This window comes from Pseudomonas entomophila, from assembly GCF_013523165.1.
Taxonomy (GTDB): Bacteria; Pseudomonadota; Gammaproteobacteria; order Pseudomonadales; family Pseudomonadaceae; genus Aquipseudomonas; species Aquipseudomonas entomophila_A.
Window position 1 is genome coordinate 24956 of sequence record NZ_JAAMQI010000008.1, and the last position, 18619, is coordinate 43574.

21 protein-coding genes and 2 pseudogenes are annotated in these 18619 nt (G+C 64.9%); 16 read left to right on the plus strand and 7 right to left on the minus strand.

The window, feature by feature from the left end; genetic code table 11:
• Positions 1–94 precede the first annotated feature (94 nt).
• Entirely contained in the window at positions 95–1489 is a 1395-nt protein-coding gene (gene argH / locus G7Z99_RS08300) for an argininosuccinate lyase (protein WP_181093117.1), read from the plus strand.
• Positions 1490–1549: 60 nt separating this feature from the next.
• On the opposite strand, the gene G7Z99_RS08305 is transcribed toward argH, so the two are convergent.
• A complete protein-coding gene (locus G7Z99_RS08305) occupies positions 1550–2215 on the minus strand; it encodes a glutathione S-transferase family protein (RefSeq protein WP_181093119.1) in 666 nt (221 codons plus the stop codon).
• Positions 2216–2355: 140 nt separating this feature from the next.
• Between G7Z99_RS08305 and G7Z99_RS08310 the strand changes: the two genes are divergently transcribed.
• The 3 genes from G7Z99_RS08310 (at position 2356) to G7Z99_RS08320 (ending at position 5852) form a co-directional block, all read left to right on the plus strand.
• A complete protein-coding gene (locus G7Z99_RS08310; RefSeq protein ID WP_181093121.1) occupies positions 2356–2658 on the plus strand; it encodes a hypothetical protein in 303 nt (100 codons plus the stop codon).
• Between the two features lie 72 nt (positions 2659–2730).
• The gene (locus tag G7Z99_RS08315) at positions 2731–2976 is read left to right on the plus strand and encodes a TIGR02647 family protein (RefSeq protein ID WP_181093123.1); all 246 of its coding nucleotides are present in this window, start codon (positions 2731–2733) and stop codon (positions 2974–2976) included.
• 203 nt (positions 2977–3179) lie between these two features.
• Positions 3180–5852, plus strand: a complete 2673-nt coding sequence (locus G7Z99_RS08320) for a class I adenylate cyclase (RefSeq protein ID WP_181093124.1) — start codon at positions 3180–3182, stop codon at positions 5850–5852.
• A 10-nt stretch (positions 5853–5862) separates the two neighbouring features.
• Here G7Z99_RS08320 and rnk read toward each other — a convergent pair whose 3' ends face one another.
• From rnk to cyaY, 3 genes are all read right to left on the minus strand, one after another.
• The gene (gene rnk, locus G7Z99_RS08325) at positions 5863–6273 is read right to left on the minus strand and encodes a nucleoside diphosphate kinase regulator (RefSeq protein ID WP_181093126.1); all 411 of its coding nucleotides are present in this window, start codon (positions 6271–6273) and stop codon (positions 5863–5865) included.
• A 188-nt stretch (positions 6274–6461) separates the two neighbouring features.
• Positions 6462–6689, minus strand: coding sequence for a DUF1289 domain-containing protein (locus G7Z99_RS08330; RefSeq protein ID WP_181093128.1), 228 nt, complete (start codon positions 6687–6689; stop codon positions 6462–6464).
• A gap of 1 nt (position 6690) precedes the next feature.
• Positions 6691–7023 carry an iron donor protein CyaY gene (gene cyaY / locus G7Z99_RS08335; RefSeq protein WP_181093130.1) on the minus strand — a complete coding sequence of 111 codons (333 nt, stop codon included), beginning with the start codon at positions 7021–7023 and terminating at the stop codon, positions 6691–6693.
• Positions 7024–7211: 188 nt separating this feature from the next.
• Between cyaY and lptM the strand changes: the two are divergent.
• The 6 genes and pseudogenes from lptM to G7Z99_RS08365 form a co-directional block, all read left to right on the plus strand.
• A pseudogene (lptM, locus tag G7Z99_RS08340) lies at positions 7212–7352 on the plus strand (LPS translocon maturation chaperone LptM); the annotation flags it as partial.
• Positions 7353–7367: 15 nt separating this feature from the next.
• Positions 7368–8615, plus strand: a complete 1248-nt coding sequence (gene lysA / locus G7Z99_RS08345) for a diaminopimelate decarboxylase (protein ID WP_181093131.1) — start codon at positions 7368–7370, stop codon at positions 8613–8615.
• 4 nt (positions 8616–8619) lie between these two features.
• Complete coding sequence (gene dapF / locus G7Z99_RS08350) at positions 8620–9450, plus strand: diaminopimelate epimerase (protein ID WP_181093133.1); 831 nt, start codon at positions 8620–8622, stop codon at positions 9448–9450.
• A 13-nt stretch (positions 9451–9463) separates the two neighbouring features.
• Positions 9464–10174, plus strand: a complete 711-nt coding sequence (locus G7Z99_RS08355) for a DUF484 family protein (RefSeq protein WP_181093135.1) — start codon at positions 9464–9466, stop codon at positions 10172–10174.
• Positions 10174–11073, plus strand: coding sequence for a tyrosine recombinase XerC (xerC, locus tag G7Z99_RS08360; protein ID WP_181093136.1), 900 nt, complete (start codon positions 10174–10176; stop codon positions 11071–11073). Before G7Z99_RS08355 ends, xerC begins: the two co-directional genes overlap by 1 nt.
• Positions 11070–11765 (plus strand): HAD family hydrolase, encoded by a 696-nt coding sequence (locus G7Z99_RS08365; RefSeq protein ID WP_181093138.1) that lies wholly within the window; start codon positions 11070–11072, stop codon positions 11763–11765. The genes xerC and G7Z99_RS08365 overlap by 4 nt, the downstream gene beginning before the upstream one ends.
• 137 nt (positions 11766–11902) lie before the next feature.
• Here the strand turns inward: G7Z99_RS08365 and sutA are convergent, their stop codons facing one another.
• The 3 genes from sutA to glnK form a co-directional block, all read right to left on the minus strand.
• On the minus strand, positions 11903–12226 hold the full coding sequence (gene sutA, locus G7Z99_RS08370; RefSeq protein WP_181093139.1) for a transcriptional regulator SutA: 324 nt from the start codon (positions 12224–12226) through the stop codon (positions 11903–11905).
• 443 nt (positions 12227–12669) lie between these two features.
• Complete coding sequence (locus G7Z99_RS08375; RefSeq protein ID WP_181093141.1) at positions 12670–13992, minus strand: ammonium transporter; 1323 nt, start codon at positions 13990–13992, stop codon at positions 12670–12672.
• 42 nt (positions 13993–14034) lie between these two features.
• The gene (glnK, locus tag G7Z99_RS08380) at positions 14035–14373 is read right to left on the minus strand and encodes a P-II family nitrogen regulator (protein WP_060392075.1); all 339 of its coding nucleotides are present in this window, start codon (positions 14371–14373) and stop codon (positions 14035–14037) included.
• A gap of 180 nt (positions 14374–14553) precedes the next feature.
• Here glnK and G7Z99_RS08385 point away from each other — a divergent pair, with 180 nt between their 5' ends.
• From G7Z99_RS08385 to mqo, 6 genes and pseudogenes are all read left to right on the plus strand, one after another.
• Complete coding sequence (locus G7Z99_RS08385; RefSeq protein ID WP_181093143.1) at positions 14554–14748, plus strand: hypothetical protein; 195 nt, start codon at positions 14554–14556, stop codon at positions 14746–14748.
• Between the two features lie 32 nt (positions 14749–14780).
• Positions 14781–15035 (plus strand): annotated as a pseudogene (locus tag G7Z99_RS19850) (accessory factor UbiK family protein); the annotation flags it as partial.
• Positions 15036–15080: 45 nt separating this feature from the next.
• Positions 15081–15407, plus strand: a complete 327-nt coding sequence (locus tag G7Z99_RS19730) for a gamma-glutamylcyclotransferase family protein (RefSeq protein ID WP_258196985.1) — start codon at positions 15081–15083, stop codon at positions 15405–15407.
• A 378-nt stretch (positions 15408–15785) separates the two neighbouring features.
• Positions 15786–16004, plus strand: coding sequence for a hypothetical protein (locus G7Z99_RS08395; RefSeq protein ID WP_181093144.1), 219 nt, complete (start codon positions 15786–15788; stop codon positions 16002–16004).
• A gap of 16 nt (positions 16005–16020) precedes the next feature.
• Positions 16021–16308 (plus strand): DUF3077 domain-containing protein, encoded by a 288-nt coding sequence (locus G7Z99_RS08400; RefSeq protein WP_181093146.1) that lies wholly within the window; start codon positions 16021–16023, stop codon positions 16306–16308.
• A 366-nt stretch (positions 16309–16674) separates the two neighbouring features.
• Entirely contained in the window at positions 16675–18315 is a 1641-nt protein-coding gene (gene mqo, locus G7Z99_RS08405; protein ID WP_181093147.1) for a malate dehydrogenase (quinone), read from the plus strand.
• The last annotated feature ends 304 nt before the right edge of the window (positions 18316–18619 follow it).

Sequence of the window (18619 nt, forward strand, 5' to 3'; positions counted from 1 at the left end):
CCCGTTGCCGGTGCCTTCGTGCCCTGCGAGGGACGACGCAACCCTGTTATGATCGACGCCACTTTTTCAGATCACGCCAGCTACGAGTGAATCCATGAGCACCGACAAGACCAACCAGTCCTGGGGCGGCCGCTTCAGTGAGCCCGTCGACGCCTTCGTCGCCCGCTTCACCGCCTCGGTCGATTTCGACAAGCGCCTGTACCGCCACGACATCATGGGCTCGATCGCCCACGCCACGATGCTGGCCCAGGTCGGCGTGCTCGACGCGCACGAGCGCGACACCATCATCGAAGGCCTCCAGACCATCCAGGCCGAGATCGAGGCCGGCAGCTTCGAGTGGCGCGTCGACCTCGAAGACGTGCACATGAACATCGAAGCGCGCCTGACCGATCGCATCGGCGTCACCGGCAAGAAGCTGCACACCGGGCGTAGCCGCAACGACCAGGTGGCCACCGACATCCGCCTCTGGCTGCGTGACGAGATCGACCTGATCCTGAGCGAGATCACCCGCCTGCAGAAAGGCCTGCTGGAGCAGGCCGAGCGCGAAGCCGCCACCATCATGCCGGGCTTCACCCACTTGCAGACCGCGCAGCCGGTGACCTTCGGCCATCACCTGCTGGCCTGGTTCGAGATGCTGTCGCGCGACTACGAGCGCCTGGTGGACTGCCGCAAGCGCACCAACCGCATGCCGCTGGGCAGCGCCGCCCTGGCCGGCACCACCTACCCGGTGGACCGCGAGCTGACCTGCTCGCTGCTCGGTTTCGAAGCCGTCGGCGGCAACTCGCTCGATGGCGTGTCGGATCGCGATTTCGCCATCGAATTCTGTGCCGCGGCCAGCATCGCGATGATGCACCTGTCGCGCTTTTCCGAAGAGCTGGTGCTGTGGACCAGCGCCCAGTTCCACTTCGTGCACCTGCCTGATCGCTTCTGCACCGGCAGCTCGATCATGCCGCAGAAGAAGAACCCCGACGTGCCGGAGCTGGTGCGAGGCAAGAGCGGCCGCGTATTCGGCGCCCTGACCGGGCTGCTGACCTTGATGAAGGGCCAGCCGCTGGCCTACAACAAGGACAACCAGGAAGACAAGGAGCCGCTGTTCGACGCCGCCGACACGCTGCGTGACTCGCTGCGGGCCTTCGCCGACATGATCCCAGCGATCGAGCCGTGCCGCGAAGTGATGCGCGAGGCGGCGCTGCGCGGCTTCTCCACGGCGACCGACCTGGCCGACTATCTGGTGCGTCGTGGCCTGCCGTTCCGTGATTGCCACGAGATCGTCGGCCATGCGGTCAAGTATGGCGTGGACTGCAACAAGGACCTGGCGGAAATGGAGCTGGAAGAGCTGCGCCAGTTCAGCGACCAGATCGAGCAGGACGTGTTCGCCGTGCTGACCCTGGAAGGCTCGGTCAATGCCCGCAACCACGTGGGCGGCACGGCACCGGAGCAGGTCCGCGCAGCCGTCGTCCGTGGCCACGCGCTGCTGGCCGCGCGCTGAGTCCGGCGACGAGGTGATCGAAAGGCCCCGGCCCGTCATGCGGTCCGGGGCCTTCGTTCATCAGGAAGGACGCTTGTTGCGCATCATCTCGAGGAACGTCGGCAGCATCCGCTCCTTGTCGGCATTGATCCGCGCGATGTGTGGCCCCTGGTGCAGGCGCTCCAGCAGGTCGGCCGCCTCGGGGACGTCGGCCAGCAGGTCGATGTTCAGGACCTTCTTGCCGACCTGGGCCGCCAGGTCGACCGAGAAGCAGAACATGACGTCCGCCAGGGTCATCTGCTCACCCGCCACGTAGGGCGCGAAGCGCGCGCTGCGCTTGAGGGCGGCGAAGCCGGCCAGCAGGTCGGTGCGGGCCTTTTCCTTGACCCACTGTTCGACCGACTGCCCGAAGAAGCTCTGGGCATAGCACGTCCGTGCCGGGAGCTCGATGTAGAGTTCGATCTCTTTCATCAGCTCACGGACTTTCGCCCGTTCGAACGCGTCGGAGGGCAACAGCGACGGGCCTGGCTGGCTTTGCTCCAGGTATTCGAGGATCACGCTGGTTTCGCTCAGGTAGCCCTGCTCGGTCTCCAGCACCGGGACCTTGCCATGCGGGCTGACCTTCAATGTTTCCGGGGTTTTCCCAGGAATCAACTGCACCTCTTCGAAAGGCAGGCCTTTTTCCAGAAGCGCCAGCTTGACCATGTTGTAGTAGTTGCTGACAGGAAATCCGTGAAGCTTGAGCATGAAAACAGCCTCCAGGCCGTAAGAAATGGCCTAGCCGTTATAGCCCCATCGGGCGCTGCATCGCTAGTGTCAATGCGGCCAGGTTCGCGCCCAACCCTGAGCCCATGGCACACTGCTGCCTCATTCACAGGAGCAGAGCCATGAGCGAATCCAACGACGTCGACTACAACGACGAGGAAGAAGCCTTCGTCGAGGCGACCCTGACCCAGGCCGTCGAAAACCAGATCGACAGCGGCGAGCCAGCGGCGGCGAAAGCGACCTACAACAAGCTGAGCCTGGTGGGCTACGAACGCGAGGACATCCTCAACCTGATGGCGCACGTGCTGGCGATCGAGATCGACACCATGCTCGAACAAGACCGTGCTTTTGACAATGTCTGGTACGAAAACGCCTTGCGCGCGCTGCCTGAACTGCCGCCTGAGGCAGATCAAGGCAACGCCTGAAAAGCCTGACTACACTCCTGGCTCGGGCACCGGCGACGGTGCCTCCGTTCTCTCTGGAAGTCAGGAGTCGTCATGTCTTTCACACCCGAACTGATCGCTGAACTGGAAGTCCTTGCGCTGTTCAACCTGGACAGCAGCCAAGAAGGCATCAAGGTCCACAGCAATGCATCGCCCCGCTTGATCGAAGCCGCCCGGCGCCTGCACGACAAGCAGCTGGTCAGCCAACCCGATGGGGGTTACCTGACCAGCCTGGGGCACGATGCCGCCGAACACGCTCAACAACTGCTGACCATCCTGGAGATCGCCGAGGCCGCCTGAACGCACGCCCCGCCCCCTGAGACGCCGCACTAACCCACCGGCTGGCTGTCCATTCCTGACGTACAGGCGTCGACAGCCAGGCGATGTGCACGCCCTGCCCTGACGACGAATGACGTAACCCTGGCGTCAATTCATCGACTTTCTCTGAATCGCCTGGTCGACTCAGGCTAGAATCGCGCCGCTGCTGCCTGCCCGAGTGCGCAATGACCCCTTCGCCGCCAGTCGACTCGCCCGACCCTCCCGACTCTGCCCTGCCGGATGTGCTGCACGCCCGTTTCATGCAGCTCAATCGAGGGCGGTTTAGCCGTGCGCTGGAGCGGCTGGAGCCCTCTCAACGCCGCGTGCTGAACCTGCTGCCTCTGCTGCTGCACTTCAATCACCCTTCACTGCCTGGGTACGTGCCGCACCCGGCGTGTGCAGGCATCTGGGGTTACAGGCCGACCCCGCAGCAGCTCGCCGAAGCCTTGCGGCTGACCCGCGCGCTCGCCGAGGCCGCGCCTGTGCCGGGCCACCCGCCTGCGGTGGAAGGGCTGTACCTGATCGGCAGCCTGGGCACGCTGGCGCAAACGGCGCGCAGCGACATGGACGTCTGGGTCTGCCATGCCACGCGCCTCGATCGACCCGGCCTCCAGGCGCTGCGGGCCAAGTGTCAGCATCTGGAGACGTGGGCCGCCCTTCAAGGCGTGGAACTGCACATGTTCCTGATCGAGCCACGCAGCTTCGCCCAGGGGTGCCGCGTCAGCCAACTGAGTGCCGAGGACTGCGGCGAAGCCCAGCATTACCTGTTGCTCGACGAGTTCTACCGGACCGCGATCTGGCTCGCGGGCCAGACACCGTTGTGGTGGCTGGTCCCGGCCTCTCGCGAGCAGGACTACCACGAGCACGTCCAGGCGCTGCTGGCCAAGGGTCTGATCCGGGCCGATGCCCACCTCGACCTCGGGCATCTGGCCTGCATTCCCAAGAAAGAATTCATCGGCGCAGGGTTCTGGCACTTGTTCAAGGGCATCGAGTCGCCCTACAAGACGGTCCTCAAGCTGTTGCTCATCGAGGTCTACGCCAGCGAATACCCCCGCATGCGCTGCCTGGCCGTGGACTTCAAGCAGGCGGTCCACGCAGACCGTGCAGGGCTGGATGAGCTGGACCCGTACGTCATGATTTACCGGCGTGTCGCGCACTACCTGAAGCAGCGCAACGACACGAAACGCCTGGAACTGCTCAGGCACAGCCTCTACCTGAAGGCCGACAGGCCGGCGAGCGCCACGCGGCAGGCCTGGCAATGCCAGCTGCTCGCGCGCCTGACGGGCGAATGGGGGTGGGACGCCAAGCAGGTGGCGGCCCTGGACGATCGCGCGCACTGGAAAGCCCGCCAGACCCTGACGGAACGCAGCGGCCTGGTCAGCGCACTGAGCCACAGCTACCGCTTCCTCCTGCAGTTCGCAGGCCTGCACGACCCGGCCAATCAGCCGGTCCCTCACGGCCTGAGCGTGCTCGGCCGACGCCTCTATGCGGCTTTCGAGCGACGCGCGGGCAAGATCGAAATCATCAACCCCGGGCTGGCGTCGAACCTGGAAGAAGCGGTGGTCACGCTGGCACGAATGCCTAGCGTCCACCTGCCAAGCACCTGGCAGTGGCGCCTGTATGCCGGCACGGTCGACGTGGCCGAGCAGGCCGCGGCTGACGCGCTCATCCATCGCACTCACCACCTGGTCGAGCTGTTGGTCTGGGCGCATTGCAACGGCGTGATCACGCCGCGTACCCAGCTCGTGCTGGCAGCCTCCGCGCACGGCGTAGGCGCTGCATGCGTGGCAGACGTGCTGAGTTGCCTGCGGCAGACCCTCGAATGGCCGCTGGAAACGGTGATCGACAGCCGTCTGCTGCAACCAAGCGTTGCCAGGCGCACCCTGCTGCTGGCCAACGTCGAGACCGACGCCCCGTCGTGCAACGAGGCGCTGCGGCCGGCCACGTGCACGCTACGGTCGCTCGACCACGTCACGCTCACCACGTGGAACGAAGTGCTGGTCCGACGCCACGAAGGCAGCCAGGCCCTGGCGCACTGCGTGCGGCACTTGTCCGCAGGACGGGCGAGCCATGCACATCGACCACGCCTGCAGGTTCACGGCCTGGGCCCGGAACAGGACCGCGCGCTGGGCGAGCGCATCGAGGCCATGCTCGACGCGACGCCCATCGCGCCAGAAAGCCGCCTCGACGGCCTCCGCGCGCAGCCACCGGCAGGCAGCCTCGAGCAGGTGGACGGCCATGCCGTGAACGCGCTGCTGACGCATGCCCGGGCCGACTGCATCCAGGTCTTTCATCGGCTGCACACGGGGTTCGCCGACCTGTACGTGCTGGATGAGCGCAACCAGCTCTGGTATCAACGCCAGGCGTGTGGCGACGAGCGCCAGTTGCTGATCCCCCTGCACCGCTTCCTGCAGGCCATGCTGGTCCGCCACGCGGCACGCCTGCGGCTGGACGTGCCGCATGGGCCCAAGCCGGCCCTGGCCTATTACCGGCTGTCACCCGATCCGGGCTTCAGGGCGTATGAGGTCCAGGCGCACCCGACGCCGACCGACGACAACCCGTGCTATTACGAGGTGCAAGCGCTGGTGAGGGCCACCACGGCAGGTGGCAGCGAGGTGACCTGGTACTGCGATCAGGTGCCGTTCTCACCGCTGGAACACGGTGACCGGCTCTGCGCCGTGGTCGCCGAGCAGATTTTGGGGCAGCGGCAAGGCGCCGAGCGCTACCCCTGCTACCTCACCGACCTGGACCTCTCGGACCTGTTCGACGAGGGCATCGGTTCGACGTTGTGCTACCTGCACCACAAGCAGGTGCTGGAGCGAGCGCTCAACTGTGCGCTGGAGACGCTGGACCGTTGACCGGGAACGCTCAGCGGTCGAAGTGCCCGGCTGCCTCGGGCTGGTAATCGACGCTCAGCAACCGCAGCTTGAGGGTCTTGCCCGCCGGCGCCGGCCAGTCGATCTGGTCACCGACGGACAACCCCAGCAAGGCACTGCCGATCGGTGCCAGGATCGACACGCTGCCTTGCGTGCCCGCGTCTTGCGGGTACACGAGCGTCAGGTGGTAGTCCTTGCCACTGGCCTCTTCGCGGCAGTGCACGCGCGAGTTCATGGTGACGACACCCGCGGGCACCTGCTCGGCACCGACGATCCGTTCGGCGCGGTCCAGTTCGTCCTGGAGGGCCAGCACTCCGGGCGTGGCCTCGTCGAGGCTGTCGAGCAGACGCTCCAGGCGCTGGACATCCAGCCGAGTGAGGGTCAGTGAGGGTCGAGCATTCATGATCGGGTCAGGCTCCTTCTTGACGCGCAGATAAAGCAAAACCCCGCCCGAGGCTGCGGCGTCCTGCCTGGCTGGCGACGACCCGAAGGCCGCTCGCTGGCGGGTGGCACGACGACAAGCCCCAACACGGGGTCGACGGGTGTTCGGCAAGGCCGGACAGTCCGACCCTATCACAGCCTACCGAATACTCAAGCCTGGGCGGACTGCGGCGACGCCGCGCGTGCCTGTGCCTGGTCGCGGATCTGGCGCCGGCGCTGATCGTCGGCCGAACGCCACTCGCGAATGTGCTCGACGGGGCGGTGGCAGCCGAGGCAGACGCGCTCGGCATCCAGCCGGCAGGTGCCGATGCAAGGCGACTTCACGGCCGGGCTGACGTTGGCATAGAGCGGTTTGGGGGGGCGTACGTCGGTACTCATGTCAGATCTCGTCGAAGTCCAGCTTCTCGCCACTGCGCTCCCAGACGATGCGCTCGAGCATTTCGCCCAGCAGCTCCTCGCTCTTCTCGCACACCCATTTTTCGGTCTCTTCGTCGTAGTCGAAGTGGAACCCGCCGGAGCGGTCGGCCAGCCACAGCTGGCGCAGCGGTTCCTGCCGGCTGAAGATCAGCTGGCTGCCGTTTTCGAACGTGACGGTGAGCACGCCCGCCGAATTTTCCATGTCCAGGTCGAGGCCGCTTTCGTCGAACAGATCTTCCAGGGCCTGCTGGGTCGAATCGACCAGGTCGTGGAAACGCGCTTCACTCAAACTCATTGCATGAACCTCGAAAATGGCTGCACCGGTGCAAGCCGGGCACGATACGAGCGCTGGGTCGCGAATGCAAAGAATACCGTGCCCGGCCTGGCCGCTGGCCGGTCGGGCGCACCGGTCGTCGCATAGGCAAGCAGGCGACCGCTCGGTATACTCGGGCGCAAGACTGCCTATTTCGAAGGATTTCGCCAATGAAGCGCCTGATTTCCTCCCTCGCGGCGCTGGTCGCTGTTGCCTGCCTCGTCTCTGCCTGTGGTCAGAAGGGTCCGCTGTACCTGCCAGACGATGGCAAGGACGGCAAAGACGCACATACCTCGCACCAGCATCAGCACCAATAAGGGTTTCCCATGGACGCTTTCCACTACCGCGACGGCGCGCTGTTCGCGGAAGGCGTGGCGCTGTCGGCCATCGCCGAACGGTTCGGCACACCGACCTACGTCTACTCGCGTGCGCACATCGAAGCGCGTTACCGCAGCTACACCGATGCCCTCGAAGGCACCTCGCACCTGGTCTGCTTCGCGGTCAAGGCCAACTCCAACCTGGGTGTGCTGAACGTGCTGGCCCGTCTGGGCGCAGGGTTCGACATCGTGTCCGGTGGCGAGCTGGAGCGCGTACTGGCGGCCGGCGGCCGGGCCGACCGCGTGGTGTTCTCGGGCGTCGGCAAGACGCGTGAAGACATGCGCCGCGCGCTGGAAGTCGGCGTGCACTGCTTCAACGTGGAGTCGGCCGACGAACTCGAGCGTCTTCAGGACGTGGCGGCCGGGCTGGGCGTGCGTGCGCCGGTCTCGCTGCGGGTCAACCCCGACGTCGATGCCGGTACCCACCCGTACATCTCCACCGGCCTCAAGGAAAACAAGTTCGGCATCGCCATCGACGACGCCGAGGCGCTCTACCTGCGCGCAGCCCAGCTGCCGAACCTGGAGCTGGTCGGGGTCGACTGCCACATCGGCTCGCAACTGACCACGCTCGAGCCCTTCACCGATGCGCTCGATCGCCTGCTGGTGCTGGTCGATCGCCTGGCCGACTGTGGTATCCACCTGCGTCACCTGGACCTGGGCGGCGGTGTCGGCGTGCGTTACAGCGACGAGCAGCCACCGTTGATCAGCGACTACGTCAACGCGGTCCGCGAACGCATCGGCGACCGCGACCTGGCCCTGGTCTTCGAGCCGGGCCGCTACATCGTGGCCAATGCCGGGGTCCTGCTGACCCGTGTCGAGTACCTCAAGCACACCGAGCACAAGGACTTCGCCATCGTCGACGCGGCGATGAACGACCTGATCCGCCCGGCGCTGTACCAGGCCTGGATGGGCGTCAAGCCGGTGCAGTCGCGCGGCGGCGAAGGGCGCAGCTACGACGTGGTCGGGCCGATCTGCGAGACCGGCGACTTCCTCGCCAAGTCGCGGGTGCTGGACCTGGCCGAAGGCGATCTGCTGGCGGTCGAATCGGCCGGGGCCTATGGCTTCGTCATGAGCTCCAACTACAACACCCGTGGCCGTTGCGCCGAGGTCCTGGTCGATGCCGACCAGGCCCACGAAGTGCGCCGTCGCGAAACCGTGGCCGAGTTGTACGCGGGCGAAAGCCTGTTGCCGGAGTGACCCCATGCTGCTGCGTTTCACCAAGATGCATGGGCTGGGGAACGACTTCATGGTCCTGGACCTGGTCAGCCAGCATGCGCACATCCAGCCCAAGCATGCCCGGCAATGGGGCGACCGACACACGGGGATCGGCTTCGACCAGCTGCTGATCGTCGAGGCCCCGAGCAACCCGGACGTGGATTTCCGCTACCGGATCTTCAACGCCGACGGCTCGGAGGTCGAGCAGTGCGGCAATGGCGCGCGCTGCTTCGCGCGCTTCGTGCTGGACAAGCGCCTGACCGCCAAGAAGCGCATCCGCGTGGAAACCAAGGGCGGCATCATCGTGCTGGACGTGCGCAACGACGGGCAGGTACGTGTCGACATGGGCCCGCCCCGGCTGGTCCCGAGCGACATCCCGTTCCAGGCGCCGGCCGAGGCGCTGAGCTACCCACTGGAAGTAGACGGGCAGACGGTCGACATCGCGGCGCTGTCGATGGGCAACCCTCATGCCGTCCTGCGTGTCGAGGACGTGCACGGCGCCCCGGTGCACACGCTGGGCCCCAAGATCGAGCACCATGCGCGCTTTCCACAGCGCGTGAACGTCGGCTTCCTTCAGGTGGTCGATCGTCACCAGGCCCTGCTGCGGGTCTGGGAGCGTGGCGCGGGCGAAACCCAGGCCTGTGGCACGGGCGCCTGTGCGGCGGCGGTGGCCGCGATCAGCCAGGGCTGGATGGATTCACCCGTGTCGCTCGACCTGCCCGGTGGCCGGTTGAGCATCGAATGGGCCGGCTCCGGCAAGCCGGTCATGATGACCGGGCCTGCGGTTCGGGTCTACGAGGGACAGGTTCGTCTTTAAAGCGAGGACTTTCATGAGCGATCGGCCCAAGGATTCAAGTACGCCCCTCCACGATCTCGACACCGAGGCGGTGGTGGCCTTCCTTCGGGCGCGCCCGACCTTCTTCGCCGAGCACGACGAGCTGCTGGGCACCCTGCACATCCCCCACCAGCGCGGCGACAGCGTGTCGCTGGTGGAGCGCCAGTTGAAGCTGCTGCGCGAGCGCAACATCGAGCTGCGCCATCGCCTGTCGCAGCTGATGGACGTGGCGCGCGACAATGACCGGTTGTTCGACAAGACACGCCGGTTGATCGTCGACCTGCTCGACGCCAGCCACCTCGAAGACGTGGTCATGACGGTCGAAGACAGCCTGCGCCAGGACTTTCAGGTCCCGTTCGTCAGCCTCATCCTGTTCAGCGAGCACCCGGCCTCGGTCGGGCGCTGGGCCAGCCTGGGCGAAGCGCAGCAAGCCATCGGTGGCCTGCTGAGCAGCGGCAAGGCCGTCAGTGGCAACCTGCGCGATCACGAGCTGGCCTTCCTGTTCGGCGAGAGCCAGCGTCGGCAGGTCGGCTCCAGCGCCGTGGCGACGCTCGACCACAACGGTCTGCATGGCGTCCTGGCCATCGGCAGCCCTGATCCGCAACATTACAAGAGCACCGTAGGCACGCTGTTCCTGAACCACATCGCCGACGTGCTGGGCCGGGTCGTGGCGCGTTCGCTGCAATCCCTGCGCCCGGTGCGCTGATGGAGCGCCAACTGGAGGCCTATTGCGCCTACCTGCGCAACGAGCGCCAGGTGTCGGGCAACACGATCCAGGCGTACCGCGGCGACTTGCTCAAGGTCCTGGCGCACTGCAGGGAGCAGGCGATCGACAGCTGGTCCGACCTGCAGATCCAGGCCCTGCGCCATTTCATCGCCCGCCAGCACCACCACGGTCAATCTTCGCGCAGCCTGGCGCGCCTGTTGTCGTCGGTGCGCGGTTTCTACCGCTATCTGGTACGCGAAGGCCTGTGCCAGCACGACCCGGCCAACGGCCTGTCGCCGCCCAAGGGCGAGCGACGGCTGCCCAAGGTGCTCGACACCGACCGTGCCCAGCAACTGCTCGAAGGCGGCGTCGACGATGATTTCATCGCTCGCCGCGACCAGGCGATGCTGGAACTGTTCTACTCCTCGGGGCTGCGCCTGTCCGAACTGGCCGGGCTCGACCTGGCTCACCTCGATCTGGCGGCAGGTCTGGTGCAGGTCATCGGCAAGGGCAACAAGGCCCGTGTCCTGCCGGTAGGCCGCAAGGCCCGCGAGGCGCTCCTGGCCTGGCTCAGGTTGCGGGGCCTCGGCAGCCCGCTCGATGGCGCGGTGTTCATCACCCGCCAGGGGCGTCGGCTGAGCACGCGCGCCATTCAGTTGCGGGTCAAGGTGGTGGGCCAGCGTGAACTCGGCCAACACCTGCACCCGCACATGCTTCGCCATTCTTTCGCCAGCCATCTGCTGGAATCGTCCCAGGACCTGCGTGCCGTACAGGAGATGCTCGGCCATGCCGACATCACCACCACGCAGATCTACACCCACCTGGACTTCCAGCACCTGGCCGCGGTGTACGACAGTGCCCATCCCAGGGCCAAACGCAGCAAGGGTACCGACTCATGAGCATCACGCTGATCACGTTCGACCTCGACGATACCCTGTGGGACACACCGCCTGTGATCGCCAGCGCAGAACGCGTCCTGCGCGACTGGATCAAGGCCCATGCACCGGCATTGGGCGAGCTGCCGGTCGAGCACCTGCACGCGGTACGCACCCGACTGGTGGAAGCCGAACCCGGGCTCAAGCACCGCATCAGCGCCCTGCGCCGCCAGGTGCTGTTCCAGGCCTTGCACGCACTGGACTACACCGAGGCCCAGGCGCAGGCCTTGGCTGACGAAGCGTTCGAGGTGTTCCTGCAGGCGCGCCACCAGCTGGAGATCTTCCCGCAGGTGCAGCCCATGCTCGAGCGCCTGGGCCAGCGCCACACGCTGGGCGTGGTGACCAACGGCAATGCCGACGTGCGTCGTCTGGGCCTGGCCGACTATTTCGACTTCGCCTTGTGCGCCGAAGACCTGGGGGTCGGCAAACCGGACCCTGCACTCTTCCTGGAAGCGCTGCGGCTGGGCAATGCGCAGGCGGCGAACGCCGTGCACGTGGGCGATCACCCGGGCGACGACATCACCGGTGCACAACGCGCGGGGTTCAAGGCCGTGTGGTTCAACCCGCAGGGCAAGCCCTGGCAGGCCGAGCGCGCGCCGGATGCCGAGATACGGTGTCTGTCGCAACTTGATGACGTCCTGGCGCAGTGGCAGTAGCCCGGCGCGCCTATCGCCAGATGACGGCGGCTTGCCCTTCGAGGATGGCAAGCCAAGGCCCCGGTCATTCGAGGCCTGCCGTGAAAGCGCTGGCGAAGGCGCGCTTTCACGGGTGACGAACAGCCCGGAGGGGGTACTCAGATAGGGCGGCTGCCGTACTTGTTGTCCGGCTTCTTGGGCGGGTCGGCGACCACGTTGGCCTCGACTTCCTGAATTCTGCCGCCACGCGACAGGAACTCCTCCATGGCACGGGCCAGGGCATCGCGCTCCTTCTGCTTGGCTTCCAGGCTCGGCATGTCGTCCACCGAGACGGCCGCCTTGGCCTTGCCCTTGGCGGCAGGCGTGGGGCTGTCGTCTTCGCCCACGTCTTCCGCGCTTTCGTCGCTTGCCGCTTCGAGGGCCTCGTCGTTCTCTTCGTCACCTACTTCGAGGTCGTCGTTTTCCAGATCATCGTCGCTCATGTCGTTCCCCATGCCATGCGAAAGGCAGATTGAATGTGCAGCCCGTGACGCCGTAGACCGACGAGCACAGGCAAAAATTCCACGGACGTTCGGCAAGCCTTGGTCGTGTCGACCCCTTCGTCAGGAAGCGGTCGTGGTGCAACGCCGCGAGGGCGGACGTTGACGAAACTCGACGTCATGGGCAGGCATTCGCCTCCAACTGTCCCCAACCGTGCCAATGGATACGACGGTGGACGAAGGCGCCATGCAGCGCGCCATGACGTGCGTTGGCGCGCATTCTAGCGCGCTCGCAGAAAAAGCAAAGCACCAGAAATGCCCAGCGCGCTGTAAGTTTTCTGCCGCGCGTGACGGGCGCACCATACCTGGCTCCGAGCGCCCGCGACGGGGAATCGCAGGCGAAAAAATGCCCGGACGCGCCGGGCAAATGAACACGGTGCGCGCGCTTACAAGTTGTAGCCACGCTCGTTGTGCTGAGCCAGGTCGAGGCCGACCGACTCTTCTTCTTCACTGACCCGCAGGCCCATCGTCACATCGACCACCTTGAGGATCACATAGGTCACGACACCGGTGTAGACCACGGTGACGAGGACGCCCTTGGTCTGGATCCACAGTTGCAAGGCGATGTCCTGTACCTCGCCGAAGCCGCCCAGCGCAGGCGCTGCGAAGGCACCGGTGAGGATCGCGCCGACGATGCCGCCCACACCGTGTACGCCGAAGGCATCCAGGGAGTCGTCGTAGCCCAGCGTGCGCTTGAGGCGGGTGGCGCAGAAGTAGCAGACCACACCGGACACCAGGCCGATCACCAGGGCGCCCATGGGGCCGACCGTGCCCGCTGCTGGCGTGATCGCCACCAGCCCGGCGACCACGCCGGACGCGATGCCCAATGCACTGGGCTTACCGTGACCGATCCACTCGGCGAACATCCAGCTCAGGGCGGCAGCGGCCGTGGCGATCTGGGTCACCAGCATGGCCATGCCAGCCGTACCGTTGGCTGCCGCAGCGGAGCCTGCGTTGAACCCGAACCAGCCGATCCACAGCATGGCGGCGCCCATCAGGGTATAGCCCAGGTTGTGCGGTGCCATGGGCGTGGTCGGGAACCCCTTGCGCTTGCCCAGCACCAGGCAGGCCACCAGCCCGGCGATACCGGCATTGATGTGCACCACGGTGCCGCCGGCGAAGTCGAGCACGCCCCAGTCCCACATGAGGGCACCATCACCCCCCCAGACCATGTGCGCGATGGGCGCATACACCAGGGTGAACCAGACGGTCATGAACACCAGCATCGCCGAGAACTTCATGCGTTCGGCGAAGGCCCCGACGATCAGCGCAGGGGTGATGATGGCGAAGGTCATCTGGAAGGTGATGAACACCGGTTCAGGGAACGACGCGGTCAGGCTCTGGGGGGTGACGCCCGCCAGGAAGGCCTTGGACAGCCCGCCGACGAAGGAGCTGGCGTTGAGCACGCCTTTTTCCATGCCGGTGGTGTCGAAGGCCAGGCTGTAGCCGTACACCATCCACAGGATGCTCATCAGACCGGTGATGGCAAAGCACTGCATCATCACCGACAGGACGTTCTTGGAACGCACCATGCCGCCGTAGAACAGCGCCAGGCCCGGGATGGTCATGAACAGCACCAGGGCCGTGGCCGTGAGCATCCAGGCGGTGTCGCCGGAGTTCAGAACGGGGGCGGCGTCTTCGGCCAAGGCCAGCCCAGGCATTACGAGGGACAATAGGGCGCCTAGCCCTGCGATCGTGCGCAGAGTCATGTTGTTTTCTCCTGGGGCGTTGGGGTTTGGTGAGGCGCTAGGTCAGATCGCGTCGGTGCCGGTTTCACCGGTACGGATGCGGATCGCCTGTTCCAGATTGACCACGAAGATCTTGCCGTCACCGATCTTGCCGGTGTTGGCCGCCTTGGTGATGGCGTCGATCACGCGGTCGAGGTCCTTGTCGTCGATGGCCACTTCGATCTTCACCTTGGGCAGGAAGTCGACGACGTATTCGGCACCCCGGTACAGCTCGGTATGCCCCTTCTGGCGCCCGAAGCCTTTGACTTCGGACACGGTGATGCCTTGTACGCCGATCTCCGACAGCGACTCGCGCACGTCGTCCAGCTTGAATGGCTTGATGATGGCAGTAACTAGCTTCATGAAACTCTCTCCCGATTAGGTTGACTTGCCCCAGGAAAACAAACCCGTGGCCAGTCTAAGCGCAGCGCATGGCTTTGTAACGCATCCTCGGCGGTATCCTCGTGCCCACCTGCGGCATGGCCGATCGCAAGCCGTCGCTCGGGCCGGTGCTTCTGCGTGCAGGGTTCGAGAGCCGCATCGGTGCAGGCCTTGCCGGAGGTTTTGCAGGTTCCTTGCCAAGTCCACGAAGGCCTTGAAAAACAGCCAGTTGCCGATGATTTCGCCGTGCGGCACATGCGTTTTGCCATCCATGCGCACAGCTTCGGTGCGCGCTTGCCGGCCGGCGTGCTCGAAAACCGTGCAAGCCTGGCGGCCCGTGCCGCCGTGCTACACTGAGGCCCTATCCACGTCCTGCGGAACATCGCCCCATGCTCGCGCCCAAAGCCTTTCTCGATGCTCTTAGCGACCAGGCGTCGCGTCTGTTCACGGGAGACGGCGCCCGTCCCCGTGCCGAACTCGAAGGTCAGTTCAAGGCCCTGATGCAAAGTGCCTTCAGCAAGCTGGACCTGGTCAGCCGAGAAGAATTCGACAGCCAGATGGTCGTCTTGAGCCGTACACGGGCCAGGTTGGAAGCGCTGGAGCAACAGGTCGCCGCCCTCGAGACGCGCCTTCAGCCGGCAGCCGCGTCCGCCACCGATACGCTCACGCCCTCGACCCTCTACCCCGAATTGTTGTTCTCCTATGGCACCCTGCAGGATAAGGCCGTGCAACTGGCCAAGTTCGGGCGTGAACTCATCGGTCAGGAAGACCGCATGCTGGGCTACCGGCAGGACTGGGTGGAGATCACCGATCCGGCCGTCGTCGCGACCAGTGGCAAATCCCGTCACCCCATCGTATTTCCCAGCGACACGCCCGATGACAGCGTCAGTGGTCGGGTCTTCCAGATCTCGACCGAAGAACTTGCTGCAGCCGATGACTATGAAGTGTCGGACTACACACGCGTTGCCGTTACCCTGGCCTCGGGCCTGACCGCATGGGCGTACGTCCGGGCCTGAACAGCTTCGGATTCGCCTCTCGGGTTGCGTTGACCTGTGTTCATGTTTCACGTGGAACACAGGGAAAATGGCAACAAAGCCTTCAGCTTTTCCTTATATGTCGTAGGCCTTTTCCCAAATATGCTCGGCTCGTACATATGCCGTTGCATTGAGCCCTGCGCCCTCCTAGTCTCGACCGGTCGCTGATGTTGGCGACCGGTTTTGACAGGCCGCCTCGTTCGAAGAGATGCATGTACTCGCCGTCATGGCAGGTGTACGTGGGGCACCTCGTGTGCGCCGGGTCTCTCTTCGTCCTCGGTCTGTCAACCCGCGTACAGCTGCCACCTTCCATGTTTGACAGCAGCCGCGTGGCAGCTCCACCTGACGAGGAGCCTTAGCATGCTGAAGATCGTACCGGACCCACCTGCCCCCTCTCTCGAGGACCTGCTCATCCATGCCGCCGAGCACCTGACGTGTGCCCAGTTCCTGACGCGCAAGATCACACGCCTGCACCCGGACAGCGCGGACCATGACCAACTGCTGGCCGCAGCGACCGAGCTGCAGACGATCTACGAGCGTCTGGAGCAGATGCTCGGGCACACGCAGACATGTCACTGAAGCCTGGGGCCGTGCGATGAAATGCACCAAGCCGACCGTGACCCGGGGCATCACCACGTTCGGGCTGTGGAAGGGCGACAAGCCGCTGTTTCGCATCAGCCCCCATGTCCCTGCCAAGCTGGCCTTGGAGCAGACCGCCGTGATCGTGGAGTGCGTGGAGCGCCTGACCTTGCAGGCGGCCCAGCGCAACGATCGGTACCTCGTCTACGCGGCGAACGTACTGAGCGAGCTGGCCGAGGCCATCATCGACGACCTGGGCACCCTGCCCTGCGAGACGCCCTCGTCCACGGCCCCCGAGTCGTAGCGCCCTCCCCGGTCTGGACGGGTTCATGAAGCCGATCAGGGAATGCCTGCACCCTGAGGCAACCTGTCGTCTTGACGTCACCCCCTAAAATTTGATGGGTGAAATAATTCGGTTACAATGGCTGAAACGTTTCAAAGCCTAGACTTGCCAGGATGGCCGGCGGGCGGGCGTTCATGTTGCTCAAGCCGCTGAATCCATCCCAATAAAAAGCCAGCGCTGAAGACATTACCCATTGGGGCTGAGCAATCGCTCCTGAAGACCACCGATCGTCGCACTCGACTGTCAGACCGTGCCAGCGCTTACCAGGCCTGCAGGGATCTATCGAGGGAGCGGCACGTGGATAACGTACGGTACTGGATAATTTCAATGTTCAAAAAGGCAAGCAAGACCCTGTTGGGCCTGGCGGTTGTCGCGGGCTTCATGCAGGCCCACGCTGACGAGACCAAGAAAGTCGACGTCCTGCTGGTAGGCGGCGGCATCATGAGTTCGACCCTGGGTATCTGGCTCAGCGAGCTGGAGCCGAGCTGGTCGATGGAAATGATCGAGCGTCTGGACGGCGTCGCCGAGGAAAGCTCCAACGGCTGGAACAACGCCGGCACCGGCCACTCGGCCCTGGCCGAGCTGAACTACACCCCGGAAGACAAAGACGGCAACATCAACATCTCCAAGGCCGTCGAGATCAACGAGTCGTTCCAGATCTCGCGTCAGTTCTGGTCCTGGCAGGTGCGCCACAACGTCCTGAAGAACCCGCGTTCGTTCATCAACTCGACGCCGCACATGAGCTTCGTCTGGGGTGACGACAACATCCGCTTCCTGAAGAAGCGCTACGAAGCGCTGCAGGCGAGCCCACTGTTCCGTCCGATGCAGTACTCCGAAGACCACGCGCAGATCGCCAAGTGGGTCCCGCTGATGATGGAAGGGCGCGACCCGAACCAGAAGCTGGCCGTGACCTGGACGCCGATCGGCACCGACGTAAACTTCGGTGAGATCACCCGTCAGTTCGTCGGTCACCTCAAGACCAAGGACAACTTCGACCTGAAGCTGTCCACCGAGGTCCAGGACATCACCCGCAACGACGATGGCTCCTGGCACGTCGAGTACAAGAACCTGAAGGACGGCAGCAAGAGCGCGACCGACGCCAAGTTCCTGTTCATCGGTGCCGGTGGCGGCGCACTGAAGCTGCTGCAGAAGTCCGGTATTCCCGAAGCCAAGGAATACGCCGGCTTCCCGGTGGGCGGTTCGTTCCTGGTCACCGAGAACCCGACCGTCGCCATGCAGCACATGGCCAAGGCCTACGGCATCGCCTCGACCGGTGCACCGCCCATGTCGGTTCCGCACCTGGACACCCGCGTGCTGGACGGCAAGCGCGTCATCCTGTTTGGCCCGTTCGCGACCTTCTCGACCAAGTTCCTCAAGCAAGGCTCGTACTTCGACCTGCTGAGCAGCATGACCCTGCACAACACCTGGCCGATGACCCGTGTGGGCATCGATCAGTACCCGCTGGTCGAGTACCTCGCCGGTCAGCTGATGCAGTCCGACGACGACCGTTTCGCGGCCCTGCAGCAGTACTTCCCGCACGCCAAGAAAGAAGACTGGCGTCTGTGGCAGGCTGGCCAGCGCGTGCAGATCATCAAGCGTGACGAGCAGCTGGGTGGCGTGCTGAAGCTGGGCACCGAGCTGGTTTCCTCCAAGGACGGCTCCATCGCCGGCCTGCTGGGCGCCTCGCCAGGTGCCTCGACCGCTGCGCCGATCATGCTGGGCGTCCTGGAGCGCGTGTTCAAGGACAAGCTGGCCACGCCTGAGTGGCAAGCCAAGGTCCACCAGATCGTGCCGAGCTATGGCACCCGTCTGAACGACTCGGCGGCCAAGACCCAGGAAGAGTGGAACTACACCTCCAAGGTCCTGCAGCTCACCCCGCCGCCTGTGATCGATGCGTCGGTACCGGCGTACGACGGTTCCTCGGCTGCCCCTGTAGAAGCCAATCCAGCGGCCGACATGGCGCTGTGATGACCTGAACGGCCCGGTCGCCAGGCGACCGGACCTGACCGGGTAATCGAAAGCCACGGACTCGAGCGATCGGGTCCGTGGCTTTTTCGTTACGGGCCGCTCGGCCTGTAAGTATGGCTCTTTGCCACCCTCTGCTGTATACCTCACCGATGGCCGCCGCACTCCCGGCGTCGAGACCTGTCCAATGACATGGACAAGATTCGTCGAGACCCTGGGACGAGCGTGTGGCCCGTCTTCGTGAAAGCCCTCCCGAGTGCGGGTGGGCGCATCGCCGCAGCAACCCTGAACCGCACCTGGCGGCAGG